This window comes from Microbacterium sp. LTA6 (assembly GCF_045690355.1).
GTDB lineage: Bacteria > Actinomycetota > Actinomycetes > Actinomycetales > Microbacteriaceae > Microbacterium.
Map to the genome: position 1 here is coordinate 513,846 of NZ_CP147855.1, position 26,905 is coordinate 540,750.

Genomic DNA, 26,905 nt, shown 5'->3' on the forward strand with positions numbered 1-26,905 from the left:
CCCGCACCCGTTCCGCCACCACCCGGACATCTCCCATTCACCCGGCCCGCCTGTCCGAGTAACCCCCGCCCCATAGCCTCCTCTCGCAACCCGGCTTCACCCGCAGCCGGACACCGAGAGGAACACCCATGGCACGTTTCCCCCACCGCGCGCGCGTCGTCGCCGGCATCGCCCTCGCCGCCACCGCGGCGCTTGCTCTGACGTCGTGCGCCGGCGCATCGGCGGCCCCGGCCGACGGCGATACCGCCACTGACGCGGCAGCCGCAACATCGGTCGCCGACTTCGGCACATTCGCCGACCTCGAAGCCGCTGCCAAGGCCGAGGGCCAGCTGAACGTCATCGCCCTCCCCCGCGACTGGGCGAACTACGGCGAGGTTCTCGACCTGTTCGCCGAGAAGTACCCGGAGATCACGATCAACGAGGCTTCCCCCGATGTGTCCAGCGCCGAAGAGATCCAGGCCGCGAAGACCAACGAGGGCCTCGACACGGCCCCCGATGTGTTCGACCTCGGACTCGCCGTCGCGCTGCAGAACACCGACGTGTTCGCACCGTACAAGGTGCAGACGTGGGACGAGATCCCCGACGCGCTGAAGGAGTCGACCGGCCTCTTCGTCGGCGACTACGGCGGATACATGTCGATCGGCTACGACTCGTCGAAGTACAAGGCGCCGGCCGAACTCACCGACCTCCTCGATCCCGCGTACAAGGGTTCCGTCGCGATCAACGGCGACCCGACCCAGGCCGGCGCCGCGTTCGCCGCGGTCGGCCTCGCCACGGTGCAGTCGGATGGCACCCTCGACGACTTCCAGCCCGGCATCGACTTCTTCGCTGAGCTGCAGAAGGCCGGCAACATGCTCAAGGTCGACGTCACCACCTCGACCATCGCCAGCGGCGAAACCCCCGTGGTGTTCGACTGGGACTACCTGAACGCCTCGCACGTCGCGGACAACAAGGACTGGAAGGTCGTCGTCCTCAAGGGCACCGGCTACGCGGGCTACTACAACCAGGCGATCAACAAGGACGCACCGAACCCGGCCGCAGCGCGCCTGTGGCAGGAGTTCCTCTACAGCGACGAGGTGCAGAACCTCTGGCTCAAGGGCGGCGCTCGACCGGCGCGCATGGAGGCCATGACCGAGGCAGGAACGATCGACGCCGACCTCGCCGCCGCTCTTCCCGAGGTTCCGGCCGAGACGGTCGTTCCCACCGAGGAGCAGAGCACGATCGCCGGCACCCTGCTCGGTGAGAAGTGGGCAGCGGCGGTCCAGTGACGACCCTCGCTGCAACGGGAGCGGATGCCTCGGCGTCCGCTCCCACCGCGACCGCCGGCCCCTCGCGCGCTGCGAGGGGCCGGCGGTCCGCGCCGTCGTGGGCGTGGCTGGGACTGATCCCGTTCGCCGCCTACGTGATCGGTTTCCTCGCTGTTCCGACCTTGATCGCCATCGGCTCCGGCTTCTTCACGAAAGACGGTTCGTTCACCTGGACGAACGTCGCCGCCCTCGGCGACCCGGTCGTGCTGAACACCTTCGCGAACACCGGGTGGTTGTCGTTGATCACCGCCGTCGTCGGCGCGGTCGTCGGCGCCCTGGTCTGTTACGCGCTGCTCGGCATGAACCCCGAGGGCGCGATCCGCTCGACGGTGGATGCCGCCGCCGGTGTGCTCGCCCAGTTCGGCGGAGTGATGCTCGCGTTCGCTTTCATCGCGACGATCGGCCTCAAGGGCGTCGTCACCGAGTTTCTGCGCGGCGCATTCGGCGTCGACATCTTTGCCGGCGGCGCGTGGATCTACGAGCTCCCCGGCCTCTACCTGCCGTACATCTACTTCCAGATCCCGCTGATGGTGATCACGTTCATGCCCGCACTCGCCGCGCTGAAGCCGCAGTGGACCGAGGCGAACCTCACCCTCGGCGGCACTCGCGCGAGCTTCTGGCTGCGCATCGGATTCCCCGTGCTCGCCCCGTCCTTCCTCGCATCACTGCTGCTGCTGTTCGCCAACTCGTTCTCTTCGTTCGCGACCGCGGCTGCTCTGTCCAGCCAGGGCTCCCAGATCGTGCCGCTGCAGATCCGCACCGCGCTGACCAGCGAGACCATGCTCGGCCGGGAGAACCTCGCCGGCGCTCTCGCTCTCGGCATGATCATCGTCGTCGGAGTCGTCATGGCCCTGTACTCGCTCATCCAGCGTCGGGCAGCGCGGTGGCAGTCATGAACCGCCTCGGTCCCTCCCTCACGACCCGCTGGATCATCGGGATCGTCGTCGGCGCGTTCTTCGCGATCCCGTTGATCTCGACGTTCCTCTACACACTCCGTGATTCGGCCGGTGGCATGTCGCTCGAACGATGGGTGACGCTGTTCGATCCCGCGACCTCGGCGGCGATCAAGCCCATCTGGATCGGTCTCGGCAACTCGCTGGTGCTGGCTCTGGTCACGGTTCTGATCGTGCTGTTCCTGCTCGCACCCACGATGATCCTGATGAATCTGCGCTTCCCGAAGCTGAGGCCGGTCTTCGAGTTCGCCGTACTGCTGCCGATCTCGATCCCGGCGATCGTGCTCGTCGTCGGCCTCGCGCCGATCTATCTGCAGATCGGGCGGACACTCGGCACCGGCACCTGGACGCTCGCCTTCGCGTATGGGATCACGGTCCTGCCGTTCGCCTACCGCTCGATCCAGGCATCCATCGACGCGGCGGACATGAAGACGCTCGCCGAGGCTGCCCGCTCGCTCGGTGCGAGCTGGCCGACGGTGGTGCTCCGAGTGCTCGCACCGAATCTGCGGCAGGGGCTGCTCGCAGCATCGCTCATCTCGATCGCTGTCGTGCTGGGCGAGTACACCATCGCATCGCTGCTGAATCGGCAGGTGTTCCAGACGGCGTTGATCGTCGTGCAGAAGCAGGATGCCTACGCACCGGCGATCTTCACGCTGCTGGCACTGCTGTTCTGCTTCCTCCTGCTCCTCACCATCGGCCGCGCCGCCCGCGGCACCGGAAAGGCCCGCTCATGACCCTCCCCCGTACCGCCGACAACATGCTGCTCGCCGAGGCCGGCGAAGGTACACGCGTGCAGCTGCAGGGCATCGTCAAGAGCTACGCCGGAAACCGCGTCCTGCACGGCGTCGATCTCGACATCGCCCCGGGCGAGTTCGTCTCGCTTCTCGGTCCGTCCGGCTGCGGCAAGACGACGCTGTTGCGGGTGCTGGCCGGTCTCGAGGGCGCCGACGAGGGTGCGGTGCTGCTCGGCGGCGGCGACGTCTCGCGCGTGCCGACGAACAAGCGCGACATCGGCATGGTGTTTCAGTCCTACTCGCTGTTCCCGCACCTTCGGGTCGTCGACAACACCGCCTTCGGTCTGCGTCGTCGCGGTGCGGGTCGGGCGGAAGCCGCCAAGCGCGCCCTCGACGCCCTCGCTCTCGTCGGGTTGGATGCCTTCGCCGACCGGTTCCCCCATCAGCTCTCCGGCGGCCAGCAGCAGCGCGTGGCGCTCGCCAGGGCGCTGGTCACCGAGCCCAAGGTGCTGCTGCTCGACGAGCCGCTCTCCGCGCTGGATGCGAAGGTGCGGGTGCAGCTGCGCGATGAGATCCGCCGCATCCAGCTCCGCCTGGGGATCACCACGGTGTTCGTGACGCACGATCAGGAGGAGGCCCTCGCGGTCTCCGACCGGATCGCCGTGATGAACGCCGGTCGCATCGAGCAGATCGGCTCCCCCGAGCAGCTGTATACCGAGCCGACGACGGCCGGAGTCGCCGCGTTCGTCGGTCTGTCCAGCGTCGTGTCGGGTGTCGCCGAGGGCGACCACGTCATGGTGTGGGGACAGAGCCTTCCGCTGCGCTCCCCCGCCGACGGCCCGGTCGACGTCTACCTGCGACCGGAGAACGTGTACTTCGCTTCTGAGGCGGATGCAGCCACCGACGCGCTCGTCGAGGAGAGCACCTTCCTCGGCAGTATCCGGCGCACGCTCGTGCGTACGGAATCCGGCGAGCTCGTGCGGCTGCAGCACTCGCCGCGCTTTCACCCTGCCTTCGGCGATCGGGTGCGCATCGCGGTGAATCCAGAGCCGGTGGCGGTGCATCCGCGCGGTTGAGGGTGCGGTCGAGGGCTTCGCGCCCTTCAGTGAGACGTTCGCCGTGATCGTTCACGGTTCGCTTGACCACACCTTCGGATAGGACTATCGTGACAGGCTCGTGAACGTTCACGAATCTGGCTCGAAAGGACGATGGTGACCCCTCAGCTCGCAGTCGAAGAGACACACACCCGCACCGGTGGATGGGCCGTGCTCGGCCCGGGGAACATCGCGCGCACATTCCTCACCGGCCTCGCATCGAGCGCGGGTGAGCTCGTCGCGGTCGGCAGCTCGGATGCCTCGCGGGCCCAGTCGTTCGCCGACGAAGCGAAGCAGCAGGGCGCCGCCGACGTGACGGCAGGCGACTACGCGCACGCCCTCGCCGATCCTCGCGTCGACGCGGTCTATGTGTCCAGCGTGCACACGGCTCACGCCGCTCTCGCGATCGCGGCGATCGAGGCCGGCAAGGCCGTGCTCTGCGAGAAGCCCCTCGCCGTGAACCACGGGACGGCAATGGCGCTCGTCGATGCCGCCCGGCAGGCCGGAGTACCGCTCGTCGAGGCCTACATGTACCGCTTCCACCCGCAGACCCGTGCTGTGCTCGACCTCGTGCGCGCGGGAGCCATCGGCCGCGTTCTCCACATCGATGCGTCCTTCGCCTTCCGCGTCGGTGAGCGCCAGGGGCGACTGTTCGACCCGGCCTTGGCGGGCGGCGGCATCCTCGATGTCGGCGGGTACACCGTCACGATGGCATCGGCCGTCGTCGACGCCGCGGATGGCGTGCACGCATCCGAGCCCGTCGACCTGACGGCCGGCGGCACCCTCGGCCCCACCGGCGTCGACGAATGGACCGTCGCCAGAGCGACGTACCGCAGCGGCATCACGGCGACTCTGACGACCGGCGTCATGACCCCGGCGGCGAACACCGTGACCATCCTCGGCGAGAAGGGCAGCATCCGCGTGGCGGAACCCTGGGTTCCGAGCGGCGATGCCGAGATCGAGCTCGCCACCGGCGATGGCGTGCGCACCATCGTGATCGAGGCCACCGACGCGTATGCACTCGAGGCCGACGCGACCATCGCTGCGCTGCGCGAAGGGCGGCCCGACGCGCCGGAGATGACGTCGGCAGAGACCCTTGCGACGGCGCGCACCCTCGATCGCTGGCGCGCCGCCATCGGCCTGCGCTACCCCTTCGAGGCCGAGGATGCGGACATCGCGCCGGTGCGCGGTTCGTTCCGCGGCATCGGGGCCGACGGCGACATGCCGTACGGCGACATCCCGGGTGTCGGCAAGCGCGTCTCGCGCCTCGTGATGGGCGTCGACAACCAGCCCGACCTGGCTCACGCGTCAGCGATCTTCGACGTCTACGCCGAGCAGGGCGGCAACGTCTTCGATACCGCGTACATCTACGGTGACGGTGACCTCGAGAAGCGGCTGGGCCGCTGGATCGCGAACCGCGGTGTCCGCGAAGACGTCGTGGTCATCACGAAGGGCGGGCACACCCCGCACTGCGACCCGGAGTCGGTATCGCGCCAGCTTCTCGAGAGTCTCGAGCGACAGGGAACCGACTACGCCGACATCTACATGCTCCACCGCGACAACCCCGAAGTCCCCGTCGGCGAGTTCGTCGACGTTCTCGACGAGCACGCCCGCGCCGGCCGTATCCGCGTGTTCGGCGGATCGAACTGGTCGCCTGAGCGCATCGACGAGGCCAACGCCTACGCTCTGGCCAACGGGCGGCAAGGATTCGGCGTCGTGAGCGATCATTTCGGGCTTGCCGAGGCATACGACGTACCCTGGGAGGGTTGTGTGCAGGTGACCGATGCCGCGTCGAAGCGCTGGCTGGAGGAGCGGCAGATCCCGCTTCTCCCGTGGTCATCACAGGCACGTGGATTCTTCACCGGTCGCGCCCGTCCGGACGACCGCAGCGACGCCGAGCTCGTGCGCTGCTACTACAGCGACGAGAACTTCGAGCGCCTGCGTCGCGCCGAGACCCTGGGGGCCGAGCGCGGCGTGCCGACGACAGCGATCGCACTCGCCTACGTGCTCGCGCAGCCCTTCCCGACATTCCCCCTCTTCGGACCGCGTACGATCGAGGAGACCCGCTCGTCGATGCGGGGACTCACTGTCGATCTCACACCCGAAGAGGTGGCGTGGCTGGATCTTCGCAGCTGACCGGCGCAGGCGACCCCGGGGCATCGGGGCCGCCTGCCACGCGTCGGCGTGCGACCATCCTCGACGTCGCTGCGGCTGCCGGGGTGTCACGCCAGACCGTCACTCGCGCGGTCAACGATATGCCGGGCATCAGCGTCGAGACCAGGCGTCGGGTCCTCGAGGCCGCGAGCATGCTCGCCTACCGCCCCTCTCGATTCGGTCGAGGGCTCGTCACGGGCGGCGACAGCCAGCTCGGACTCGTCGTCAGCGATCTGCGCAATCCGTACTCCCCCGAGCTGGCCGCGGCGGTCGTCCGCCGTGCCGCTGCCGACGGATGGAGCGTCTCCCTCGTCGACATCGGGCTCGCCGGCTCCGCCGATCGGCTTCTGCATTCACTTCATGCGCAGGTCGATGTCATCGTCGGCTATCTCGGCGAGTGGGCGCTGGGGTGGGAGAGCCGGTTCGGCGCGACGCCTCTCATCCTGCTCGACGCGGATGCGGACTCCAGCCATGCCGGGGTGAATCTGGATCCGACCGCAGCGATCGAGGATCTGGCGGCTCACCTCGTGGCCGTCGGTACCCGCCGGCCGGTCGTGCTCGATGCATCCGAGCCTCATGCGACGAGTGGTCGCGGGATCGCGATGATGGCGGCCCTCGAGCGGCGAGGTCTCGCACCCGAGCTCGTGCACGCCTCCGCCTCGACACCGGAGCATGCGTCGGCCGTAACGGCGCAGGTCATCCGTCGTGCCACACCTCCAGACGCCATCTTCGCGTTCAACGATCTGATGGCGCTCGGTGTGCTCTCGGCGTGCCGCCACGCCGGCCTCGACGTGCCCCGCGACATCCGCGTCGCGGGAGTCGACGGTCTCACGATCGGCGCCCTCGTCGCCCCGACGCTCACGACCCTCGCGGTGGATTTCGACGAGGTCGCCCGCCACACTCTCGAGCTCGCCGTCGCGCTCCGCGAGGGCGTTCCCGGTGCCGACCTGAAACGCGTCTCGAAGCACCGTCTCGTGCTGCGCGAATCGGCGTAGGCCACACCGATCGCATCGGCGCTCCGCCCCGGTCCCGGCATCCGGCTGAGCGAGAGCGCCGCTACCGGATCAGGAGCATCCCCGATGCCGCGCCGCCGATGAGCGCCGAGACGGCAGCGAGGGTCAGGAACTCTCCACCGGCCCCGGGGATCGGCGCGCCCCTGACCAGCGCCTTCGCCACGCCACGGTATCGGGCGCCTCCTCGGATCCACGTCCAGATCGCGAGGGCGAAGCCGAGGAGCGCGGGGAGGAGAACCAGGCCCTGCATCCAGCTCGTCGGGGAGACCACCGGAACCACACGGAGCACGAACAGCGATCCGATGACGAGCGCGACCGCGGTACGGCGCCAGGCCAATGCAGTGCGCTCGAGCTGGAGCCCGGGGTCGAAGAGCGCAGGTCGCTTCGTCACCTCGTGTAGATCCCACCGAGAAGGACGAGTCCCACAACGGCTACGACGAGCCCGACGAAGAGGCTCATCACGGATCCAGGAAGCGGGTCGCTGTTTCGCAGTGCACGCTCGGCTCTCCCCCACTCCCACCACGCGATCAGTGGCAGCACGGTGCCGCTGTGGATCAGGATCAGCGATGCTGCGATGCGCATCGACTCCGCGATGTCGAGTCCGAGGACTTCGAGAGCCACTCCGGCCGCGAGCATACCGAGCGCGGTGCGGATCCACGCCAGGAACGTGCGTTCATTGGCCAACGAGAAGCGAGGGTCCGGCTCGCTCCCGTGCCGGTAGACGGCGGCGGGGAATCGGCTCGCTCTCATGAGTCGGGCGCCTTCGAAACGGTGCGGAATCCGCAGTTGGCCGCTGACGAATCCGGCGTGTTGCCGGTGCGCGCGGAGACCCGGTACCGATTGCAGTACGAGTCATGGCACAGATACGAACCGCCCCGGGTCGCGCGGCGGTCATCGAGCAGCGGAAGGGCGCGAGGTGCGCGTCGGAGACGCGGGGCGTACTGATCGCGTGTCCACTCCCAGACGTTCCCGGCCATGTCGTAGAGGCCGTATCCGTTCGGCTGATAGGTGCGCACAGGCGAAGTCGCCACCCATCCGTCCTCGGCCGTGTTCACGTCCGGGAATGCGCCCTGCCAGATGTTGCACGGCCACACGGAGCCGGCAAGAAGCTCATCTCCCCACGGGTATCTGGCGCCGATCAGTCCGCCGCGGGCCGCGGCCTCCCACTGATCCTCGCTGGGTAGGGTGCGCCCTGCCCACGCCGAATAGGCCGTCGCATCGTGCCATGAGATGTGCACCACCGGATGGCCACTGAGCCCCTCGAGATCGCTTCCGGGGCCCGCGGGGTGCCGCCAGTCGGCCCCGCGCACTTCGATCCACCACGGTGCCGAGGGCGACCGGCCGAGGACGTCTCGATCTGCGGCGGCGACCACGGAGTGGAACACGGCCGATGTTCCGAATCGCTCCGCCTCGGTGACGTGCCCGCTGGCATCGACGAACTCGGCGAACTGCGCGTTCGTGACGGGCGTCTCGTCGATGTCGAATTCGAGGAGGGAGACCGCGCGAACGGGAGTCTCTCCGTCGAAGTCGTTGCCGTCGTCGAAATGGTCTCCGAGAATGAAGACTCCCGCGGGAACGGCACGCACTCGTCGTCCGCTCATGTGGCGGTTCCGGCAAGTGCCGCCCGGCCCTCCTGCGCGGGCTGCGAGATCGATGCGAGCGCGTCGGCGATTCGATGCAGCTGCACGACGGGGAAGGCAGTGACGGCGGCGAAGTCGTAGAGAGTGGCGTCGCCGAGCATCCCGAGAATCTCGCTCTGGGTGAGCATCGGCGCGTATCTCGCCAGCACGTCGCGAGCACGCGGATGCCCGAGAAGCTCCGTGATCGGAGTCGCCACGCCGATCTCCCCGACGGCGAAGTCCTCGATCGGCGGCATCGGCGCCGCCGCCGCTGTCGCGATGCCGCTCTGCGCATGCACGAGCAAGTGCTCCACTGCGGGCTCCCCGTCGACGGGGATGCCGAGGCGGATGAACTGGCTCACCGGGGCCGCGTTCTCGTGAAGAAGCCGCGCGAGCAGTCGAAGCATGCGCAATTCCAGCTCCGGATCATCGAGAGGATGCTGTTGCCCCGGGTCATTCTCGAGATCGAAGAGCAGCGTCCCGTGCATATAGGGGTTGATCGGTGTCCGGCCGACCAGACGCAGCGGACGGATGCCCTTCATGAAGGGGAAGGGCTCGGCGAGTTCCGCCCCCTCGAACTCTCCGGGCGCGAAGCGTCCGCGCATGTGGGTCGGCATCAGGGTGTACTCCTCCAAGGGGGCGTTCTCGGGGGTCGCGCAGGCACGCATGTACACATATCGCCCGTCGGTGACGTTCACATGGCCGCCGTGCGCCCCGAAGAGCGCCCCCTCTCGCTCGACCGTCGAGAGAGGGCCGCCGAGCATGTCCGGTGTCGAAGGCACGCCGAAGAAGTCGAGCAGTGTCGGAGCGATGTCGATCGTCTGCACAAGCTCGGAACGGCGCTCCCCCGCACCGCCGGTACGCGGATCCCAGACGAACGCGGGAAGGTGCACGAGTTCGTTGAACCACGGCTGAACGGTCTTCGCCCACCAGCCGTGCTCTCCGAGAAGGAAGCCGTGGTCGGTGTTGACGATGAGCAGGGTGTCATCCCACATTTCGTGTTCGTCCATCAGGTCGAGCACGCGTCCGAGAGACCGATCGCACATGCTGACGAGCGCCTTGTACTCGGCCCGCGCATGCTCGACCTGATCGGCGGGTTCAGTGACTTTCGCGTACGGGGGCCAGTCGAAGGCGGGTCCCTCGTACTCGTGCGGATACATCAGTTTGTAGTCGTCGTAGGTGAAGAACGGTTCATGCGGGTCGAAGCACTCGATCTGCACGAACCAACGGTCGGCATCCATGTTCGTCTTCATGAACTCGATTCCCGCGTCGAACGTCTGCGTCTGCGGGTGATCGGCCTCGTGCCGGAGGTAGCCGCGGTTGACTTCGTCCTGCCGGTGCATCCGGCTCCTGAACCCCTGCCCTGGCGTACCGACCGGCGCGACCTCCCCCTTCCAGGGGTCGCCCTCCTGCCCGCGGAAGAACTCCCACGTCGTGTACCTCGGATGGTAGGTCGCGCCGCCGTCCTCCCAGTAGTGCGGGTGATCGCTGGCCAGGTGCGTGTGGACGCCCTGCCGTCCGAGCATCTCGGGCATGGAATCGTCGAAGGGCTCCAGCGGCCCCCAACTGCGGTGCAGGAAGTTGTGCCGACCGGTATGCAGCTCGCGCCTGGCCGGCATGCACGGCATGGAGCCCGCGTAGAAGTTGTCGAATGTGACAGTCCGTTCGGCGAGCCGCCGAAAGTTCGGAGCCTCGATCTCGTCCGAGCCGTACGGCGGCAGCATGTGCCGGTTGAGACTGTCGAACATCACCATGATCGCACGCATCTTCGCGGTCCCTTCGTTTCGTACCACTCGAGCGCCTATGACACTAGTGGAATCCTACGAAGGATTGCACATGTGTCATGAGTCGTCAACCGCGCCTCGCGCAGACCCGTGCATTGACGGGCCATATCACTTGTGTCACCCTTGGAGAGGCGCGCGCCACACCGACGCAGGACAAGGTCAATGAAGCTCGAACACATCCTCCTCGGCCTCCTCGGCGAGATGCCCAGAACCGGGTACGAGATCAAGCGGTTCCTCGACGTCCATGGACGCTTCCTTCGCGCGAACACGACCATGAGTCAGGTCTATCGATCCCTCTCATCGATGACCGCGAACGGATGGGTGGCCTACTCCGTCGACGAGCGACCCGGCGCGCAGGACGCGAAGATCTATCACGTCACCCCCGAGGGAACGACCGTCCTGTACGAGTGGCTCGAGGGGCCGTACGTGCCGCCGATCCGGTTCCAGGATTCGGAGCTGACCGTACGGCTCGCGTTCGCCGGATACCTGACGCCGGAGCAGCTCGTCTCACTCATCGACATCGAGCTGGCCGCGCGTCGCGACCAGGTGGCCAAGTATCGATTCCGCGATCGCACGATCGAAGTAGATCCGACCGTCGAATTCGACCGCGTCCTCTCCGCCGCCGTCAGCGAGCGCCTTCACGAACACGGCGCCCAGGCGGTCGACCTCCACATCGCGGGGCTGGAACGCCTCCGGAGCGACCTGCTCGACGGATCCCTCGTGGCGTCGAGCGCGTCCACCGACGCAGCCCCGTAGCACGGCACCATAACGACGCGCTGCGCTGAAACGCCGGGACTCCCGCCGCGACACGCGTCCGGGACTTCCCACCCCGTTGTTGACATTTGTATTCCACTAGTGGAGTATCTCAAGCATTCCACTTGTGTAATCATTCTGTCGGCGATTGAACTCACCGCCCGAGAGACGATGCACACTGCAGTGCCCATGGGGTCGGCGCGAAGCCGCCGACTGCAGCGCACACAGACAGACCGTTCAATGATGAAGGGCACCAGATGAACACGTCCACCACGGCACAGGTGAATCTGTCACCTCCGCCCGCGCCTGTCGGTACGAGATCTCGCTGGCGGAACCTCGCTGTTCTCACCGGCGTCACCGTCGTGGAGAGCGGCGAAGGAAGCCTGACGACCACGCTGTTCCCGGCGATCGCCAGGACCCTCGGGCTCGGCAACACCGAGCTCGGCCTGCTGTCGACGCTCGGCCGACTCATGGGCGTGCCATTCGGGCCGTTCTGGGTCTGGTACGCGAATCGCACGACGCGCAGACAGGCGATCATCGTCAGCACGATGCTCAGCGGTGCATTTGCGATCGCTTCCGGCTTCGCAGAGAACTTCCTCGCGCTCGTTCTCCTCCAGACCGTTCAGGCCGGAGCCGTGATCGGTCTGAGCCCCATCGCCAACGCCGTGATCGCCGACTCTTTCGATGACAAGTCGCGAGGCCGAGCTGTCGGCATGCTCTATGGCGTCTCCGCGATCCTCGGCGCCGTGATCGGGCCGCTCATCGGCCTCCTCTCGCTGTGGGATGCCGGCTGGCGCTGGGGCTTCTGGGGCATCGGCGCCCTCTTGATCCTCACCGGGTTCCTCGTGCTGCTGCTGTTCCGTGAACCGGAGATCGGCTCCGCCGACTACGGCGCGCAGGTCTCCAGAATCGAGTACACGCGCCCCCGCCTGAAAGACGCGATCGCCCTCCTGAAGATCCCGACCTTCAGCATCATGATGCTGTCGAGGCTCCTCTCCGGCCACCTCCTCATCATCGTGTTCGGCGTGCAGTTCCTCGTGACCGAGCGCGGATTCGACAACGCCGTCGCCGCGATCGTCGCGCTTCCGTTCGGGATCGGCTACTTCTTGGGAACGATCGGCGGCGGGTTCCTCGTCTCAGCGATCGACCGCCGTCGGGGACGGTTCAGTCGCGTCGCCTATCTGCAGATCGCGCAAGTGCTCTTCGCAGCGGTGGCCTTCATCGGGACGCAGTTCGACGTCGACTCGATCGCGTTCTACGCCATCGTGTGGGGGATCATGGGGGCCACCCAGGGCCTCAACCCCGGTATCAACCGGCCGATTCTCATGTCGGTGATGGCTCCCGAGCTGCGCGCTCAGGGCTTCGTCATCTATCTCTCGATCTTCGAGGTCATCGGCTGGGCGGCGTTCACGATCGCGGCAGGAGTTCTCGCTGACGCGTTCGGCCTCCAGGCCGTGTTCCTCTGGGTCCTCGTGATCCTGATGCTCGTCAACGCCGCTGTCCTCGGACTGCTCTACCGCTTCTACCCGCGGGATCGAAAGCGGATCGACGACCTCATCGCCACGCGGATCGCGCACGAAGCCGACCGCCCGAACTGACCCCCGACGACACCCCGCGAAAGGACCAGCATGACTATCCCCGAGATCTCCGACCTGACCCTGGAGGAGAAGGCCTCGCTCGCCAGCGGATCCAGCTTCTGGCACACTCAACCGATCGCTCGAGTCGGTCTCCCCTCCGTGATGCTCAGCGACGGCCCGCATGGCCTGCGCAAGCAGGTGGACGGCGGAGATCACCTCGGACTGAAAAGCAGCAAGCCGGCGACCTGCTTCCCGCCAGCGGTGGCGCTCGGCTCCTCCTGGGACGTCGAACTCGTCGAGCGCGTCGGCGCAGCCTTGGGATCGGAAGCGTCGATCGAAGACGTCGCGGTCGTGCTCGGACCGGGCATCAACATCAAGCGATCGGTGCTGTGCGGGCGCAATTTCGAGTACCTGTCCGAAGATCCGATCATCTCGGGCGTGCTCGGCGCGGCAATCGTTCGCGGGATCCAGTCAAAGGGGGTCGGAGCGTCGCTGAAGCATTACGCGGCGAACAACCAGGAGAACGATCGGATGCGGTCGAGTTCCGACGTCGACCCGCGTCCGCTGCGGGAGATCTATCTACGCGGTTTCCAGCGCGTCGTGCAGGATGCGCACCCCTGGACTGTGATGTGTTCGTACAACAGGATCAACGGCGTCTACGCATCGGAAGACCCGTGGCTTCTCCGCACCGTCCTGCGCGATGAATGGGGCTTCGACGGGCTCGTGGTCTCGGATTGGGGAGCCGTCGACGATCGTGTCGCCGCTCTGGCGGCCGGACTCGATCTCGAAATGCCCGCCACCGGAGGAGCCACGGACAAGCAGATCGTCGAGGCGGTTCGCCGTGGTTCTGTGAGCGAGGAAGTACTCGATGCCTCGGCTGGGCGCGTGTTGGATCTCGTACGCCGGTCCGTGAGTAGTGCCGGATCCGTCGCGGGACCGCTCGACATCGAAGCGCACCATGCTCTGGCCCGGGAGGCCGCTGCCCGCTCGATCGTGCTGCTCAAGAACGACGATCGCGTCCTGCCGTTGCCGGCCGGCGCTGACATCGCGGTCATCGGTGAGTTCGCGCAGATGCCCCGGTTCCAGGGCGCGGGATCATCACTGATCAACCCGACCAGACTCGACAATGCGCTCGAGAAGATCCGGGCACGTGCCGGCGGCGTCGTCACGTACGCGCAGGGCTTCAGCACTGCGGCGGATGCTCTCGACGAGCACATGGTCGCGCTGCGCGACGAGGCCGTCGCCGTCGCCGGTTCCGCTGAGGTCGTCGTGGTGTTCCTCGGGCTGCCCTCGCTGCGGGAGTCCGAAGGTTTCGACCGCGAGAACATCGATCTGCCTGCGGAGCAGCTCACCCTTCTCGACGACGTCATCGCAGCGAACCCTCGAACCGTCGTCGTCCTGTCCAACGGCGGTGTGGTCGCTCTGCCCTTCGCACAGCGTGTGCCGGCCATCGTGGAAGGCTGGCTTCTCGGTCAGGCCGGAGGCGGGGCCGTGGCCGATGTGCTGTTCGGGGACGTGAATCCCTCGGGCAAGCTCGCCGAGACGATCCCGCTGCGGATCGAGGACACCCCGGCCTTCCTGGATGCGCCCGGCGAGTTCTCCCACACGCGGTACAGCGAGGGACTCTTCGTCGGATATCGCTGGTTCGACGCACGACGCCTGGAAGTCGCGTACCCGTTCGGACACGGGCTCTCGTACACGTCATTCGCGTACGGCGACGCGTCAGCGGAGACACTCGAGAACGGCGACGTGCAGCTCACCCTGCCCATCACCAACACCGGTGAACGCGCCGGCCGCGAGGTGGTACAGGCTTACGTCTCCCTCCCGGACGGTGAGGCGCAACGTCCCGTCCGAGAACTCAAAGCGTTCACCGTCGTCGACCTCGCCGCAGGAGAGGTCGAGAACGCCGTGCTGACGATCCGACGAGAAGACCTCGCCTACTGGGACATCCGTCTGGACAGTTGGATCGTCGAGGAAGGCGACTACGTCATCGACGTCGCCGCTTCAAGCCGCGACATCCGGGGCCGTATCGTCATCCACATCGCCGGAGACGACGTCGTCCTGCCGATCAGCAGGTCGTCAACGATCAGAGAGGTCCTCCGGCACCCCGTCGTTGGTCCCGTCGTAGAGGCCGCGATCGCCCCGATGCTCGGCACGATGCGAGAGCGCAGCGCCTCGCTCATGCCGGAAGGAGTCGAGTACACCTCGCTCGCCGGCTCGTTCCCGTTCGGACGCGCCGGCATGGTGACGAGCCTCGCCGGTGGCGAAGGCTCCGGGATCGACGACGAGATGATCGAATCCTTGATCGTGATGGCCAACGCCCCTCGCTGAGCCCATCCGCACGCCGATGAGCCCCTGGCGCGGACCAATCCCGCCAGGGGCTCACCTCACTCTTCCGCAGCGGAAGCACGAGGGCTAGCGTGTTGCTCGAGGGGGCGTCGCTCTCTCTATTCGGAAGAGAGAGGACGCCTCATGGCGGGCAAGTTCGAGCTGTATCAGGACAAGGGCGGCGACTGGCGGTTCCGGCTGAAGGCCGGCAACGGCGAGGTCATCGCCACCGGGCAGGGCTACGCCTCGAAGTCCGGCGCGCAGAACGGCATCGATTCGGTGAAGCGCAACGCCGCCGATGCCGAGGTTGTTGAGACCGACGGCTGACGCCGACACCCCCGCTTGACGTCGAAACCCCCTCGTACTGACGTCAGTACGAGGGGGTTTCGGCGATATCCGGGGGTTTCGGCGCGTGGCCCGTGGCCGGCGTCCGAGACTAGAGCACCCGGGAAAGGAAGTCCTTGGTGCGCTGATGCTGCGGGTTGCCGAGCACTTCGCGCGGGTCACCCTGTTCGACGATGTGGCCGCCGTCCATGAAGATCAGGCGTGAGCCGACCTCGCGGGCGAAGCCCATCTCGTGGGTGACGACGAGCATCGTCATCCCCTCGTCCGCGAGCGAGCGCATCACCTGCAGCACCTCGCCGACGAGCTCGGGATCGAGCGCCGACGTCGGCTCGTCGAAGAGCATCATGTCGGGGTTCATGCACAGTGCTCGTGCGATCGCCACACGCTGCTGCTGACCGCCGGAGAGGTGTCCGGGGTAGGCATCCGCCTTCTCCGCCAGCCCGACGCGTGCGAGCATCGCGAGCGCGACTTTCTCCGCCTCGGCCTTGGACCGCTTCTTTACGCGCTGCTGCGCGATCATGAGGTTGCCCATGACGTCGAGGTGCGGGAACAGGTTGAAGCTCTGGAACACCATGCCGATGCGCGTGCGCACGCGGTCGATGTCGACGTCGGGATCGGTGATGTCGATGCCCTCGATGAGCACCTTGCCGCCGGTCGGTTCCTCGAGCAGGTTCACCGAACGCAACAGCGTCGATTTGCCCGACCCCGAGGGGCCGATCACGCAGACGACCTCGCCGGCGGTGACAGTGAGGTCGATGCCCTTGAGCACCTCGTTGTCGCCGAAGCTCTTCACGAGCCCTTGCAGGTCGATCGCCGGGGCGTGGACATCAATCAGGTCGGTGATCATCGCTGCTTCGCCATCCGTCGTTCCAGCCACGCGCTGAAGCGCGTGAGGGGGATCGTCACGATCAAGTACAGGATCGCCGCCATGATCAGCGGCGTCGCGTTCGTGTTCTGGGTCGCCGCATCACGGGCGAAGTTGGTGAGCTCCTTCGACCAGATGAACGTTCCCGCCACGAAGAGGAGCGAGGTGTCCTTCAGCAGCAGCACGAACTCGTTGGTCAGCGGCGGGATGATGATGCGGAACCCCTGCGGCACGATGATCCAGAACGTGGTCTTCATCGGGGACATGCCGAGGGAGCGTGCAGCCTCGGTCTGTCCCTTGGGCACTGCCTGGATGCCGGCACGAATGGTCTCGGCCATGTAGGCCGATGCCACGAGGATGAGACCGATGAGCCCCAGCACCACCGGGCCACCGAGGTCGCGACCCGAGACCCCCGATGCGACCGGCAGGATGAACGCCACCCCGAAGATCGTGAGAATCGCGGGGAGCCCGCGGAAAAGCTCGATCCACGCCGTGGCGATCCAGCGGAACGGGCCGATGCTCGAGAGCTTCAGCAGCGCCAGCACGACGCCGAGCACCAGCCCTGCAGTGAACGCCACCGCCGTGAACCACAACGTGTTGACGAGAGCGGTCGTGATGATCCCGGGGAACATCTTGACCGCGACTTCGGGGTTGAAGAACAGCGGCCCGATCCTCGCCCAGTTGGTGGTGATCGCCGCCCAGACGACGATCGCGATCAGCACCGCGTAGATGATGTACCGATAGAGCTTGCTTCTCGTGCTGCGCCTCAACGCCATTGTCAAGGTCTCCCTGATCTACGCTGCTCGCCGATTACTTCGCGGTGAAGTAATTGTCGTAGATGGTCTGGTAGTCGCCGCTGTCCTGCAGCTCCTTCAGCGCACCGTTGACCGCCTCGAGCAACGCGTCCTTCTCGCCCTTCGCGAAGGCGAAGCCGTAGGACTCGCCGGTCTCGTACTCCTCGACGATCTTGTACGCCTTATCGGCCTTCTCGTGCTCGAGGTTCACCGGCTGATCCTGCAGGATCGCGTCGATCAGACCCGACTGCATCGCGGGCCACAGCTCGCCATCCGACGGGTACTGCACGATCTCGGCGCCAGTGGCGTTCTCGTTGGCGTACGCCTCGCCGGTGGTGCCCTGCTGCACGCCGACATTCTTGCCTTCGAGCTCATCGATCGACTTGATGCCGGAGTCGGTGCGCACCAGGAGCGACTGCAGCGACTCGTAATACGGGTCGGAGAAGTCGATGTTCTTCTCGCGCTCTTCGGTGATCGTCATGGCGGAGGCTCCGACGTCGCACGTGCCCGATGCAAGCGTGGTGCCGGACTGCAGAGCTTCGAAGCCGACGTCCTGAACCGCGAGCTTCAGATCGAGCTTCTTCGCGATCGCGTCGAGCAGGTCGATGTCGAAGCCCGTGTAGCCGGTCCCGTTGTCGCCGCCTTCGAACTCGAAGGGCGCGTAGGGGATGTCGGAGCAGACGGTGAGCGTACCGGCCTCGATGAGGTCGAACTCGTTGTCGGCGGCGCCGTCGGATCCACCGCTTCCACCGGCGCAGCCGGCGAGGGCGAGAGTGGCGGTCGCCGCGAGGGCGATCCCGGCGAAGATGTTGCGACGCTGCATGTCAGCTCCTGGAGACGAGGGCCGGAGGCCACACGAACGGGTAGGAGAACATCTTGACACGCCGTCCATCGGCTGACCCAACAACATCGGCCCACCACGGGTCACAGTTGTGTTGCAAGTGACCGTTAACCGGATTCGACGGTCAGACCTCGAAGTCGACGGCGACCCGAGAGGCCACCGCCGAGCGGATGTAGACGGCGACATCTTCGTGAGCGGGGTGCACCTGGTACTCCTCGAGCGCGGCGACGGAGGCGAAGTCCGCGATGAGAGTGACGTCCCAGTTGGCGTCCGGGTACGCGGCATTCGCGCCGGCCGAGATCGACAGCAGCTGGGGAACGACGCCGTCCAGCGCGTTCAGCCGCCGAGCGACCTCCACCGCCTGTGCGGAACGCTCAGCGGCGTCCTCGGCAGCGAGTTTCCAGGTCACGACGTGCCGGATGGTCATCGAAGGGCCTCCTCGAGGGACTGGCGCAGACGGTCAGCAGACAGCCGCCAGTGCGCGTGGAGTTCGCCGTCGATCAGGACGACCGGGATCTTCTCCCACCACAGCTCGTACAGTGCGGGGTCGTCCTGGATGGATGCCTCGACGATCTCGATCTGCTCGGCAGCCGCATCCGGCAGGTCGGCGACGACAGTGTCGATGATCTCGGACGCGACGTCGCAGAGATGGCAGTCCGGCTTGCCGATGAGGGTGAGCGTGATCACGCCGAGGGCACCTCGACCGGATGCCCCTGGGCGACCCACTCGCCGGTGCCGCCATCGACATTGGTGACGTCGTAGCCGCGCGCCTCCAGCGCCTCGACGACTCGCGCCGAGCGCCCGCCCACCTGGCAGATCACGTCGAAGGCCTCCGCCGGAAGCTCTTCGAGCCGATTCCCGATCTCGGACATCGGGATGTTCACGGCGCCGGGAACATGACCCGAAGCGAACTCGTTCTTCTCGCGCACATCGATGAGCGGCGTGCTCTGACGCACGGCGAGATCGGCGATGGTGATCGACTTCATGGCATCCTCACGGTGGTTCACGTAATCGGTGTTCACATTCGGGCGCAGAGACACAAAGCGCCCGTCCGGAGACAGGCGCTCGGTGTCTTGGCCGCTTACTTCTTGTTGCGGCGCTGGTGGCGAGTCTTACGAAGCAGCTTGCGGTGCTTCTTCTTCGCCATGCGCTTGCGGCGCTTCTTGATGACAGAACCCACGGAAACCTCACTAAGTCAGGGGCTGGGCGTCTCGGATACCGGACGCCCGGGTTTGGGCACGGAAAAAATGCCTCGGATCAGTCTAGCAAACCGGAGCGCCCTCGCCGCACGGGCATCAATCGGGCGCATCCTGCGTGACCATGAAGCGCCACACGAGCGCGTGTCCGAGGGCGATCAGCGTGATCAGCAGCAGCGCCTCGACCTGAATCCCCTTGAGTCCGACAGAGCCGGCGATCTCTGGGGCGACTCCGATCACGGCGATCGCCGCGTACACGACGACGGTGCCGATCTGGGTCCACCGCACGGCCACCGGTGTCCCGTCACCGCGAGCCTGCGAAACCAGACGCAGCATCGACACTCCCCCGACGACGGCGAGCACCACGAAAGAGGCGCGCCACATGATGGGGCTTTCGGTGCCGCCGACCTGGGCGAAGAGTCCCATCAGCGCCGGCAGCAGGAACGACAGGTAGATGCCGCCGATCGTCCGGCGCATCGCCGGATCCGACGTCCAGTCGCGGCGTGCGCGGACGACGTTCCACCACAGGCCGGTGAGCGTGAAGCAGGTCGCGGAGAAGAGGGCGTAGAACGTGCTGGTGTCCACGTCTTCTCCTTGCGGCTAGCCGACGTCTGAGATGGGCCGCTGCAGGGCGTCGGCGACCGCCGACTCGGGCACGCGGTAGCTGCGACCGAAACGGATCGCCGGCAGTTCGCCGGCGTGCACGAGACGGTACACGGTCATCTTCGACACGCGCATGATCTCGGCGACCTCGGCCACCGTCAGGAACCGGACGTCAGGAACTTCGGGCATCCCCGGTACCCCTTTCTCAATGAGCACACTCTATGGGGAAGGTGCGACGTGTGTAAACCCATGTGGCTGATGGGATCAGTGGGATGCCGGGATCGTGGCGAAGGCTCGCACCGGGAATGTGCCGAATCCGCGGATCGCCGGTGGCGCGGCGGTGAATCGGGCGCCTCGCGCCGGCACGTCGTCAAGACTCGTCAGGTGCTCCACCACGTGCACCCCGGCTGCGAGGAGGATCGAGTGCGCGGGCCGCGTGCCACCGCTCTCGGTGTCGTCGATGTTGAGCGAATCGATGCCCACCAGGCGGACTCCGGCGTCGACGAGGAAGCGTGCCCCTTCCTCCGTGAGAAACGGGGCGCCGTGTGCGTACTCCGGGGTGCCGAAGTGACGGCTCCAGCCGGTGTCGAGCAGTACCGCTGCGCCCCGCAGCTCGCGATCGGCCAGCGTCGCCGCACGGATACCGCGCTGTTCCGCGCTCCAGGAGTCACGCAGATGGAACACCTCTGCGGGCAAGCCGACGAGGGAGCTCAGGTCGAGCGAGGCCAGATCGCCACCCTCGGCATACCGGTGGTACGGCGAATCCAGGTAGGTGCCGGTGTTGCCGATCATCGTGATGATGTCCATCGCGAACTCGGTGCCGGGGGCGTACTTGGAACGGGAATCCTCGCGGGTCAGATGCGCGTGGATCGTCGGCGCCGGCAGCCCCGGGTACGTCACCAAGCCCGCCTCGATCGGATGGCTGCAATCGATGATGCGTTCGGCGACGTCGGTTCCGGCATCCGCCTCCACGCCGCGGCTTCCCCGGTGGGGTTCTTCGACGATGCGCAGATCGCGCAGGACCACCTCGCTGACCAGGGCGAGCCCGAGGTGCCGGACCAGGAGCCTGCCGACCTCGGCATCCGTCATGTCGGCGTGGGGCAGATCGAGCCGGAAGCCTTCGCCGCTGATCCCTCCCCCGTTCGCGAACGAGATCGAGAAGTCGAAATGTGCCCGATAGTCGGCTGCCGCAGTAGTCATCCCCACATCATGGCAAACCCGCACCAGCGAGTGGGGTCGGATCAGACCGGCTTCTTCGCCTTCGCCAGACGCTCGCCCGCCTCGCGCAGCGACTGCCTCTCGAGTTTGCGAGCGGCGCGCAGCGCCTTCTCCGCCTCGCGCACCGCCTTTCGCGCCTCACGCAGCCGCCGGTCACCGGCGAGTTCGGCGGGCTCGACATCGACCCACTCCGACTCGCCCCTGTGCGGCTCCCCGCGGTCGAGCCCCGCGATGTACGCCTCGACGCCGTCGAGGATCCGTTCCAGGCCGAAGCGGAAGGGATCAGCGGTGGAGACGAAGACACCGTCGTCGATCGCGTGCCGAAGCGCGGGGTAGGCGTCGGCGGTGATCACCCGATCGAAGAGGGCCGCCTCGCGAGCCGAGACCTCGTCGGGCGAGAGACCGCTGCTTCGCGCCGAATCCGAGTACCCGGCGAGCACTGTTCCGTACCAGCGCGCGTGCCCGGTGACCGAAAGCGCGACGGCCACGCGTTCCTCCGCGGTGAGCGGCGTCGGCTCGAGAGCTGCGAGGCCCGCATCGAGCCAGGACGAGCTGTTCGGTGTGATCGGGGATCCTGAGATCGGCAGCGACAGCATCCACGGATGCCGCAGGTAAACAAGAACCTGCGCCTCGAAGAGCGCGCGCAGCTGGGCCTGCCAGCCATCCAGATCCTGGTGGCTCTCCGGCGGGAGGCCGGTCGCTTCCTCCTGCATCAGCAGCAGGAGATCATCCTTCGCGCTGACGTACCGGTACAACGACATCGGCGTGAAGCCGAGTTTCGACGCGACCGCGGCCATCGAGACCGCGCCGAGGCCCTCGGCGTCGGCCAGCTCGACCGCGGCGTCGACGATGCGCTCGACGCTCATCTCGCGTTTGGGTCCGCGCTGCGGATTGGCAGCCACACCCCAGGCCAATGCGATGCCCCGCGGCAGCTCGGGCGGTTCCTGCTCAGTCATGCCTTCATCGTACTTCTGTTTATTAAGTAAACAGTGTGTTATGGTCATACACAGTTGCTATACGTACTACACAGTTTTCATCATACACAGAAAGGACTCACGATGACGACAGCAATCGACGCACGGGGGCTGCGCCAGAGCTTCGGCAGCCGGACCGTGATCGACGGCCTGGATCTCACCGTCTCCCGCGGCGAGGTGTTCGCACTGCTCGGGCCCAATGGCGCGGGCAAGACGACGATCATCAACATCCTCACCACGCTCACGCAGGCGGATGCCGGAACGGCGAGCGTCGCCGGCTTCGACGTGCGCACGCACTCCGTGCAGGTGCAGCAGCGGATCAGCCTGACCGGGCAGTCCGCCGCCGTCGACGATGCACTCACCGCCACCGAGAACGTCGTGATGTTCGCGCGGCTGGCCGGACTCAGCAGGGCCGCCTCCGTGCGGCGAGCATCCGATCTGATCGAGCAGTTCGATCTGACGGATGCCGCATCGCGAATCGTCCGCACGTTCTCGGGAGGCATGCGTCGACGTCTCGACCTGGCGTTGAGCTTCGTCGTGACGCCGGAGGTCCTGTTCCTCGACGAGCCGACCACCGGACTGGACACACGAAGTCGACGTGACCTCTGGGACATCATCCGCTCGCTCGCCGCGTCCGGGACGACCGTCTTCCTCACGACGCAGTATCTCGAGGAGGCCGACCAGCTGGCCGACCGGATCGCGGTGCTGCACGACGGTCGCATCGCGGCGCTCGGCACAGCCGCCGAGCTGAAGTCCCGCATCGGCGGCGAGACCGTCGAACTCCACGACAGCCACGGCGACCTGCTCCGAGAGCTCCCGACCGACGGAACCGTCGCAGGCCTCCGGCGAGCACTGGATCAGCTCGACGAGGAGGGCGCAGACGGCGCCGTCACGCTGCGTCGCCCCACTCTCGATGACGTCTTCCTCGCCGTCACCGCCCGCACAACTGAGCACTCGACCGTGAAGGAGTCCGCATGAACATCGCCATCGCCCCATCGTTGCCTCACGCCACCGCATCCGTCCGACCCCGCCTCCGCGGTGCCACCGCCGAGATGGTCTTCGTCGGCCGGAGCCTTCGCCATTCGCTCCGCGACGGTGAGTCGCTGCTGATGGCGATCATGCTTCCCGTGATGCTCATGCTCATGTTCACCTGGGTGTTCGGCGGCGCGATCGATCCCTCCGGCGCCTACGTCGACTACGTCGTCCCAGGGATCATCCTCACCTGCGCCGGCTTCGGTGCTTCGTCCACCGCCGTCTATGTCGCCAACGACATGCGCAGCGGCATCATCGACCGCTTCCGGACGATGCCACTGCGCGCCGGCGCCGTGCTCACCGGGCACGTCGTCGCGAGCGTGCTGCGCAACCTCGTCGCAACGGCGATCGTGATCGGAGTCGGGATCCTCGTCGGCTTCCGCCCCACCGCCACCCTCATCGAATGGATCGGGATGACGGCGATGATCGCGCTCTACATCCTCGCGATCACCTACCTGTTCGCCGCGATCGGACTCGCCGCAGGCAGCCCGGAGGGAGCGAACGGCTACGGGTTCGTGCTGCTCTTCCTCCCGTATCTCTCTAGCGCTTTCGTGCCGGTGGCGAGCATGCCGGAGTGGTTGCAGCCCGTCGCCGCGAACCAGCCGATCACACCGATCGTCGAGACGATCCGCGGACTGCTGATGGATGCTCCGCTCAGCACGGAGCCGCTGTGGGCTGTCGGCTGGTGCCTGGCGATCCTGGCCGTGGCGGTCGTCTGGGGCGCGTGGCTGTTCCGACGCAAGGCTGCCCGGCGCTGAGCCTCAAGGCGCCTGGGCGTCGCAGGACGCGACGCTCAACGGCGGCTGATCAGGCGCCGAGCCTCTTCAACGCCGACGTGACCACGTGCTTGGCGGAGGCGGCGGCGCGGCCGACGACCTCCGCCGCATGTGCGGCGCCATCGGGCAGCGGCAGCGCCGAGTAGTCGAAGTCGGGTGCGCTGTCGCCGAACGCGTCGACGAGGAACGGCACCAGCCAGTCGTCCACGACCTCGAGCGGATTGACCTCGAGGCTGTAGAAACGCCGCTGGCCGTCTTCTCGCACAGTCACGAGCTCCGCGTCACGGAGCACCTTCAGGTGTTTGGAGACCGTCGGCTGGCTGATGCCGAGTTCGGCGACGATCTGACTCACGCTGGTTCCGGCATCCCCATCAGTGGTGCGTTGCAGCAGGAGCTGGAGGATGTCGCGCCTCGTGCCGTCTGCAATCACGTCGAAGATGTCCGTCATGTGATCAGGGTAGTCGTCCCAGCCACGGAGTACCATGACGAAGGCTCGACGAGAGGCGTCGTGCGGCCGTCTGGACGACGGGCACCGGTGATGAAAAGGGGGACGCGATGTCGAGCATCGTGTCTGCATCGTCTCCGGCGGAGCGCCTCAAGAGCGCGGGGGCCTGGTTCAAACGCCTCATCACCTCCTCGCCGTCACGCTTTGCGATCATCATCTTCGCCCTGCTGATCCTCGTCTTCACCGTGCTGCTGTCGCTTCCGATCGCGTCGGCGAACCGCACGGTCACGCCCCTCGCCGACGCGCTCTTCACCGCCGTCTCCACGATCTGCGTGACCGGCCTCTCGACGGTCGACATGGCGACGCACTGGTCGCCCTTCGGCCATGTGGTGGTCTTCGTCGGCGTGAACATCGGCGCTCTGGGCGTGCTCACGCTCGCCTCCCTGATGGGCATGCTGATCTCCAAGCGGCTGGGGCTGCGCGCGAAGCTCATGGCGGCGGGCGATACAAACCCGCTTCGGGCGCACGGCGGGCCGGTCAACGAGAGCCAGACCGTGCGGCTCGGCGAGGTCGGCCAGCTGCTGACGACCGTTGCACTGTCCACGCTCATCATCGAAGGCGTCCTCGCCGTGCTGCTGTATCCGGCACTGGTAGCGGCCGGTGTCGATGCGGTCACCGCGCTCTGGGAGGCTCCCTACTTCGCAGCGATGGCCTTCACGAACACCGGGTTCGCGCCGAACGCGGGCGGGGTCGCGGTATTCGCCGACGACTATCTCGTTCTCACGCTGCTGATGGCCGGGGTGTTCCTCGGCAGCGTCGGGTTCCCGGTGATCTACTCGCTGGCCAAGCATGTCTGGCACGTGAAACGCTGGTCGCTGCATACCAAGCTCACCCTCGTCACGACGATTCTGCTGTTCGTGCTGGGAGCTGCGGTCTTCCTCATCCTCGAGTACAACAACCCGCGAACGTTCGGCTCGATGGATGCCGCTGACACGACCTTCCAGGCCTTTTTCCTCTCCGCGATGACACGCTCCGGCGGGTTCTCGGTCATCGACATCGCCGACCTCAATGGCTCGTCGCAATTGGTTGCGACCATGCTCATGTTCGTGGGCGGCGGCTCCGCCTCCACTGCCGGTGGAATCAAGGTCACCACGCTCGCCGTCCTGGCCATCGCCGTGTGGTCGGAGGCGAAAGGTCGCCAGGCTGTCGAGGTGTTCGGCCGCCGCATCCCGAGCGACGTGCAGCGCGTCGCGCTCAGCGTCGTCGCTTGGGGCGCGACGATCGTCGCGCTCTCCACGATCGTTATCTCCCAAATCACCAAAGCGGACCTCAGCCACGTGCTGTTCGACGTCGTCTCTGCATTCGCCACCGTCGGACTCAGCTCGGGGCTCACCGCCGAGCTCCCCGACTCCGGTGCCTACGTGCTCGCCGCCACCATCTTCATGGGGCGCGTTGGTACAGTGACTCTCGCCGCGGCAGTCGCCGCGACGTCGCGATCGCAGCTGTACTCGCTGCCCGTGGAAAGGCCGATCGTTGGTTGAAGTCCTCCGGGGCGATGCGCCCGTTCTCGTGATCGGACTCGGCCGGTTCGGCGCCGCATGCGCGGGCGAACTCGACCGTCTCGGCCGCGAGGTGCTCGCGATCGACGGCAATCTCGAACTCGTCCAGAAATGGTCCGAACGCGTCACGCACACCGTGCAGACCGACGCCCGCAACTTCGACGCGCTGCGCCAGATCGGCGCAGCGGACTTCCAGGTCGCGGTCGTCGCCGTCGGCTCCTCGATCGAGGCCTCCGTGCTCATCACCGCGAATCTCGTCGACCTGAAGGTGCCGCAGATCTGGGCCAAGGCCGTCTCGCAGTCGCACGGCAAGATCCTCGCCCGCGTCGGCGCGAACCATGTCATCTACCCCGAGCGCGAGGCCGGCGAACGCGTGGCGCACCTGGTCAGCGGGCGGATGCTGGATTTCATCCGGTTCGACGACGACTTCGTGCTCGCGAAGATGTACCCGCCGAAGTTCATCCGCGGCGTGGGACTCAACGAATCCGGAGTCCGGACGAAGTACAAGGTCACCGTGGTCGGAGTGAAGAGTCCGGGCAAGCCGTTCCGCTACGCCGAGGCGAACACCATCGTCACGAACCACGACCTCATCATCGTCTCCGGCACTAACAGCGACATCGAGCGCTTCGCCGCCCTCGACCGCTGACCTCGCTTCAGGCGTCGATCTCGAGCACGATGTCGACGACATCGTCGACTCCGATGTCCTCGCGGTCCTGCAGCGCCTTCTTGATCGGCACGATGTAGCCGCCGTCCTTCGGCCAGAGCGCGGTGGTGACGGTGCTGGCACCGATGGTGACGGATGCCGGGATCATGCCCCACCCGTAGGTGACCACCGTGGACACGTCGTGGATCATCTCCGCTTCGGCGGGCGGGACCGTGACGAAATGGAACGGCGCAGGTCCGCGCCAGAACCAGATCTCGCCGGAGAAACGCAGCTGCAT

The 26,905-nt window shown here is 66.6% G+C and carries 31 protein-coding genes; 14 read left to right on the top strand and 17 right to left on the bottom strand.

Translation table 11 applies throughout. From position 1 onward, the window contains the following. The first annotated feature begins 128 nt into the window (after positions 1-128). From LTA6_RS02380 to LTA6_RS02405, 6 genes are all read left to right on the top strand, one after another. The gene (locus LTA6_RS02380) at positions 129-1,268 is read left to right on the top strand and encodes an ABC transporter substrate-binding protein (RefSeq protein ID WP_363551157.1); all 1,140 of its coding nucleotides are present in this window, start codon (positions 129-131) and stop codon (positions 1,266-1,268) included. Further along, positions 1,265-2,203, top strand: coding sequence for an ABC transporter permease (locus tag LTA6_RS02385; protein ID WP_407358564.1), 939 nt, complete (start codon positions 1,265-1,267; stop codon positions 2,201-2,203). Before LTA6_RS02380 ends, LTA6_RS02385 begins: the two co-directional genes overlap by 4 nt. Next, positions 2,200-2,994 (top strand): ABC transporter permease subunit, encoded by a 795-nt coding sequence (locus LTA6_RS02390; RefSeq protein ID WP_341975868.1) that lies wholly within the window; start codon positions 2,200-2,202, stop codon positions 2,992-2,994. The genes LTA6_RS02385 and LTA6_RS02390 overlap by 4 nt, the downstream gene beginning before the upstream one ends. After that, on the top strand, positions 2,991-4,070 hold the full coding sequence (locus LTA6_RS02395) for an ABC transporter ATP-binding protein (RefSeq protein WP_341975869.1): 1,080 nt from the start codon (positions 2,991-2,993) through the stop codon (positions 4,068-4,070). The genes LTA6_RS02390 and LTA6_RS02395 overlap by 4 nt, the downstream gene beginning before the upstream one ends. 132 nt (positions 4,071-4,202) lie before the next feature. Next, positions 4,203-6,224 (top strand): aldo/keto reductase, encoded by a 2,022-nt coding sequence (locus LTA6_RS02400; protein ID WP_341975870.1) that lies wholly within the window; start codon positions 4,203-4,205, stop codon positions 6,222-6,224. Beyond that, positions 6,203-7,237: a LacI family DNA-binding transcriptional regulator gene (locus LTA6_RS02405; protein ID WP_341975871.1), complete on the top strand. Its 1,035-nt coding sequence runs from the start codon at positions 6,203-6,205 to the stop codon at positions 7,235-7,237. Before LTA6_RS02400 ends, LTA6_RS02405 begins: the two co-directional genes overlap by 22 nt. A gap of 61 nt (positions 7,238-7,298) precedes the next feature. Here the strand turns inward: LTA6_RS02405 and LTA6_RS02410 are convergent, their stop codons facing one another. The 4 genes from LTA6_RS02410 to LTA6_RS02425 are packed head-to-tail and all read right to left on the bottom strand — an operon-like array spanning position 7,299 to position 10,667. Continuing rightward, positions 7,299-7,646: a DUF202 domain-containing protein gene (locus LTA6_RS02410; RefSeq protein WP_341975872.1), complete on the bottom strand. Its 348-nt coding sequence runs from the start codon at positions 7,644-7,646 to the stop codon at positions 7,299-7,301. Further along, a complete protein-coding gene (locus LTA6_RS02415; protein WP_341975873.1) occupies positions 7,643-8,005 on the bottom strand; it encodes a DUF202 domain-containing protein in 363 nt (120 codons plus the stop codon). Before LTA6_RS02415 ends, LTA6_RS02410 begins: the two co-directional genes overlap by 4 nt. Beyond that, complete coding sequence (locus LTA6_RS02420) at positions 8,002-8,856, bottom strand: formylglycine-generating enzyme family protein (RefSeq protein WP_341975875.1); 855 nt, start codon at positions 8,854-8,856, stop codon at positions 8,002-8,004. Before LTA6_RS02420 ends, LTA6_RS02415 begins: the two co-directional genes overlap by 4 nt. Next, positions 8,853-10,667: a sulfatase gene (locus tag LTA6_RS02425; protein ID WP_341975876.1), complete on the bottom strand. Its 1,815-nt coding sequence runs from the start codon at positions 10,665-10,667 to the stop codon at positions 8,853-8,855. The genes LTA6_RS02420 and LTA6_RS02425 overlap by 4 nt, the downstream gene beginning before the upstream one ends. A 153-nt stretch (positions 10,668-10,820) precedes the next feature. Between LTA6_RS02425 and LTA6_RS02430 the strand changes: the two genes are divergently transcribed. From LTA6_RS02430 to LTA6_RS02445, 4 genes are all read left to right on the top strand, one after another. Next, positions 10,821-11,414, top strand: coding sequence for a PadR family transcriptional regulator (locus tag LTA6_RS02430; protein ID WP_341975877.1), 594 nt, complete (start codon positions 10,821-10,823; stop codon positions 11,412-11,414). 254 nt (positions 11,415-11,668) lie between these two features. Then, complete coding sequence (locus LTA6_RS02435; RefSeq protein ID WP_341975878.1) at positions 11,669-13,009, top strand: MFS transporter; 1,341 nt, start codon at positions 11,669-11,671, stop codon at positions 13,007-13,009. 30 nt (positions 13,010-13,039) lie between these two features. After that, positions 13,040-15,319: a glycoside hydrolase family 3 C-terminal domain-containing protein gene (locus LTA6_RS02440; protein ID WP_341975879.1), complete on the top strand. Its 2,280-nt coding sequence runs from the start codon at positions 13,040-13,042 to the stop codon at positions 15,317-15,319. 141 nt (positions 15,320-15,460) lie between these two features. Continuing rightward, positions 15,461-15,643, top strand: a complete 183-nt coding sequence (locus tag LTA6_RS02445; RefSeq protein ID WP_341975880.1) for a YegP family protein — start codon at positions 15,461-15,463, stop codon at positions 15,641-15,643. Between the two features lie 109 nt (positions 15,644-15,752). Here the strand turns inward: LTA6_RS02445 and LTA6_RS02450 are convergent, their stop codons facing one another. The 11 genes from LTA6_RS02450 to LTA6_RS02500 all read right to left on the bottom strand — a co-directional run bounded on the left by LTA6_RS02450 (position 15,753) and on the right by LTA6_RS02500 (position 22,134). Beyond that, positions 15,753-16,508, bottom strand: coding sequence for an amino acid ABC transporter ATP-binding protein (locus tag LTA6_RS02450; RefSeq protein WP_341978520.1), 756 nt, complete (start codon positions 16,506-16,508; stop codon positions 15,753-15,755). Next, the gene (locus LTA6_RS02455) at positions 16,505-17,302 is read right to left on the bottom strand and encodes an amino acid ABC transporter permease (RefSeq protein WP_341975881.1); all 798 of its coding nucleotides are present in this window, start codon (positions 17,300-17,302) and stop codon (positions 16,505-16,507) included. The genes LTA6_RS02450 and LTA6_RS02455 overlap by 4 nt, the downstream gene beginning before the upstream one ends. Before the next feature lie 34 nt (positions 17,303-17,336). Further along, entirely contained in the window at positions 17,337-18,143 is an 807-nt protein-coding gene (locus tag LTA6_RS02460; RefSeq protein WP_341975882.1) for a basic amino acid ABC transporter substrate-binding protein, read from the bottom strand. 142 nt (positions 18,144-18,285) lie between these two features. After that, positions 18,286-18,588, bottom strand: coding sequence for a Dabb family protein (locus LTA6_RS02465; RefSeq protein WP_341975883.1), 303 nt, complete (start codon positions 18,586-18,588; stop codon positions 18,286-18,288). Further along, positions 18,585-18,848 carry a glutaredoxin family protein gene (locus LTA6_RS02470; protein ID WP_341975884.1) on the bottom strand — a complete coding sequence of 88 codons (264 nt, stop codon included), beginning with the start codon at positions 18,846-18,848 and terminating at the stop codon, positions 18,585-18,587. The genes LTA6_RS02465 and LTA6_RS02470 overlap by 4 nt, the downstream gene beginning before the upstream one ends. Beyond that, positions 18,845-19,147: a rhodanese-like domain-containing protein gene (locus LTA6_RS02475; RefSeq protein ID WP_341975885.1), complete on the bottom strand. Its 303-nt coding sequence runs from the start codon at positions 19,145-19,147 to the stop codon at positions 18,845-18,847. The genes LTA6_RS02470 and LTA6_RS02475 overlap by 4 nt, the downstream gene beginning before the upstream one ends. A 95-nt stretch (positions 19,148-19,242) precedes the next feature. Beyond that, on the bottom strand, positions 19,243-19,341 hold the full coding sequence (locus tag LTA6_RS02480) for a 30S ribosomal protein bS22 (RefSeq protein WP_003792170.1): 99 nt from the start codon (positions 19,339-19,341) through the stop codon (positions 19,243-19,245). Positions 19,342-19,456: 115 nt separating this feature from the next. Continuing rightward, entirely contained in the window at positions 19,457-19,942 is a 486-nt protein-coding gene (locus LTA6_RS02485; RefSeq protein ID WP_341975886.1) for a hypothetical protein, read from the bottom strand. A 15-nt stretch (positions 19,943-19,957) separates the two neighbouring features. After that, entirely contained in the window at positions 19,958-20,149 is a 192-nt protein-coding gene (locus tag LTA6_RS02490; RefSeq protein ID WP_341975887.1) for a helix-turn-helix domain-containing protein, read from the bottom strand. Positions 20,150-20,224: 75 nt separating this feature from the next. Next, positions 20,225-21,160, bottom strand: a complete 936-nt coding sequence (locus tag LTA6_RS02495) for a cyclase family protein (protein ID WP_341975888.1) — start codon at positions 21,158-21,160, stop codon at positions 20,225-20,227. Between the two features lie 41 nt (positions 21,161-21,201). After that, positions 21,202-22,134, bottom strand: a complete 933-nt coding sequence (locus tag LTA6_RS02500; RefSeq protein WP_341975889.1) for a TetR/AcrR family transcriptional regulator — start codon at positions 22,132-22,134, stop codon at positions 21,202-21,204. Positions 22,135-22,236: 102 nt separating this feature from the next. Here LTA6_RS02500 and LTA6_RS02505 point away from each other — a divergent pair, with 102 nt between their 5' ends. Next, the gene (locus LTA6_RS02505; RefSeq protein ID WP_341975890.1) at positions 22,237-23,130 is read left to right on the top strand and encodes an ATP-binding cassette domain-containing protein; all 894 of its coding nucleotides are present in this window, start codon (positions 22,237-22,239) and stop codon (positions 23,128-23,130) included. Further along, positions 23,127-23,942 (top strand): ABC transporter permease, encoded by an 816-nt coding sequence (locus LTA6_RS02510; protein ID WP_341975891.1) that lies wholly within the window; start codon positions 23,127-23,129, stop codon positions 23,940-23,942. Before LTA6_RS02505 ends, LTA6_RS02510 begins: the two co-directional genes overlap by 4 nt. 49 nt (positions 23,943-23,991) lie before the next feature. Here LTA6_RS02510 and LTA6_RS02515 read toward each other — a convergent pair whose 3' ends face one another. Further along, entirely contained in the window at positions 23,992-24,408 is a 417-nt protein-coding gene (locus LTA6_RS02515) for a metalloregulator ArsR/SmtB family transcription factor (RefSeq protein ID WP_341975892.1), read from the bottom strand. Between the two features lie 107 nt (positions 24,409-24,515). Here LTA6_RS02515 and LTA6_RS02520 point away from each other — a divergent pair, with 107 nt between their 5' ends. Together LTA6_RS02520 and LTA6_RS02525 are read left to right on the top strand one after the other, a co-directional pair. Then, the gene (locus LTA6_RS02520) at positions 24,516-25,946 is read left to right on the top strand and encodes a TrkH family potassium uptake protein (RefSeq protein WP_407358565.1); all 1,431 of its coding nucleotides are present in this window, start codon (positions 24,516-24,518) and stop codon (positions 25,944-25,946) included. Then, positions 25,939-26,610, top strand: coding sequence for a TrkA family potassium uptake protein (locus tag LTA6_RS02525; protein WP_341975894.1), 672 nt, complete (start codon positions 25,939-25,941; stop codon positions 26,608-26,610). Before LTA6_RS02520 ends, LTA6_RS02525 begins: the two co-directional genes overlap by 8 nt. A gap of 7 nt (positions 26,611-26,617) precedes the next feature. Here LTA6_RS02525 and LTA6_RS02530 read toward each other — a convergent pair whose 3' ends face one another. Beyond that, on the bottom strand, positions 26,618-26,905 hold the full coding sequence (locus tag LTA6_RS02530) for a DUF1905 domain-containing protein (protein ID WP_341975895.1): 288 nt from the start codon (positions 26,903-26,905) through the stop codon (positions 26,618-26,620).

Coding starts and splice junctions, on each gene's coding strand:
- LTA6_RS02380 (WP_363551157.1), top strand. CDS start 129: ATGGCACGTTTCCCCCACCGCGCGCGCGTCGTCGCCGGCATCGCCCTC.
- LTA6_RS02390 (WP_341975868.1), top strand. CDS start 2,200: ATGAACCGCCTCGGTCCCTCCCTCACGACCCGCTGGATCATCGGGATC.
- LTA6_RS02395 (WP_341975869.1), top strand. CDS start 2,991: ATGACCCTCCCCCGTACCGCCGACAACATGCTGCTCGCCGAGGCCGGC.
- LTA6_RS02400 (WP_341975870.1), top strand. CDS start 4,203: ATGGTGACCCCTCAGCTCGCAGTCGAAGAGACACACACCCGCACCGGT.
- LTA6_RS02415 (WP_341975873.1), bottom strand. CDS start 8,005: ATGAGAGCGAGCCGATTCCCCGCCGCCGTCTACCGGCACGGGAGCGAG.
- LTA6_RS02420 (WP_341975875.1), bottom strand. CDS start 8,856: ATGAGCGGACGACGAGTGCGTGCCGTTCCCGCGGGAGTCTTCATTCTC.
- LTA6_RS02430 (WP_341975877.1), top strand. CDS start 10,821: ATGAAGCTCGAACACATCCTCCTCGGCCTCCTCGGCGAGATGCCCAGA.
- LTA6_RS02435 (WP_341975878.1), top strand. CDS start 11,669: ATGAACACGTCCACCACGGCACAGGTGAATCTGTCACCTCCGCCCGCG.
- LTA6_RS02440 (WP_341975879.1), top strand. CDS start 13,040: ATGACTATCCCCGAGATCTCCGACCTGACCCTGGAGGAGAAGGCCTCG.
- LTA6_RS02445 (WP_341975880.1), top strand. CDS start 15,461: ATGGCGGGCAAGTTCGAGCTGTATCAGGACAAGGGCGGCGACTGGCGG.
- LTA6_RS02450 (WP_341978520.1), bottom strand. CDS start 16,508: ATGATCACCGACCTGATTGATGTCCACGCCCCGGCGATCGACCTGCAA.
- LTA6_RS02455 (WP_341975881.1), bottom strand. CDS start 17,302: ATGGCGTTGAGGCGCAGCACGAGAAGCAAGCTCTATCGGTACATCATC.
- LTA6_RS02460 (WP_341975882.1), bottom strand. CDS start 18,143: ATGCAGCGTCGCAACATCTTCGCCGGGATCGCCCTCGCGGCGACCGCC.
- LTA6_RS02465 (WP_341975883.1), bottom strand. CDS start 18,588: ATGACCATCCGGCACGTCGTGACCTGGAAACTCGCTGCCGAGGACGCC.
- LTA6_RS02475 (WP_341975885.1), bottom strand. CDS start 19,147: ATGAAGTCGATCACCATCGCCGATCTCGCCGTGCGTCAGAGCACGCCG.
- LTA6_RS02490 (WP_341975887.1), bottom strand. CDS start 20,149: ATGCCCGAAGTTCCTGACGTCCGGTTCCTGACGGTGGCCGAGGTCGCC.
- LTA6_RS02495 (WP_341975888.1), bottom strand. CDS start 21,160: ATGACTACTGCGGCAGCCGACTATCGGGCACATTTCGACTTCTCGATC.
- LTA6_RS02500 (WP_341975889.1), bottom strand. CDS start 22,134: ATGACTGAGCAGGAACCGCCCGAGCTGCCGCGGGGCATCGCATTGGCC.
- LTA6_RS02505 (WP_341975890.1), top strand. CDS start 22,237: ATGACGACAGCAATCGACGCACGGGGGCTGCGCCAGAGCTTCGGCAGC.
- LTA6_RS02510 (WP_341975891.1), top strand. CDS start 23,127: ATGAACATCGCCATCGCCCCATCGTTGCCTCACGCCACCGCATCCGTC.
- LTA6_RS02515 (WP_341975892.1), bottom strand. CDS start 24,408: ATGACGGACATCTTCGACGTGATTGCAGACGGCACGAGGCGCGACATC.
- LTA6_RS02520 (WP_407358565.1), top strand. CDS start 24,516: ATGTCGAGCATCGTGTCTGCATCGTCTCCGGCGGAGCGCCTCAAGAGC.
- LTA6_RS02530 (WP_341975895.1), bottom strand. CDS start 26,905: ATGCAGCTGCGTTTCTCCGGCGAGATCTGGTTCTGGCGCGGACCTGCG.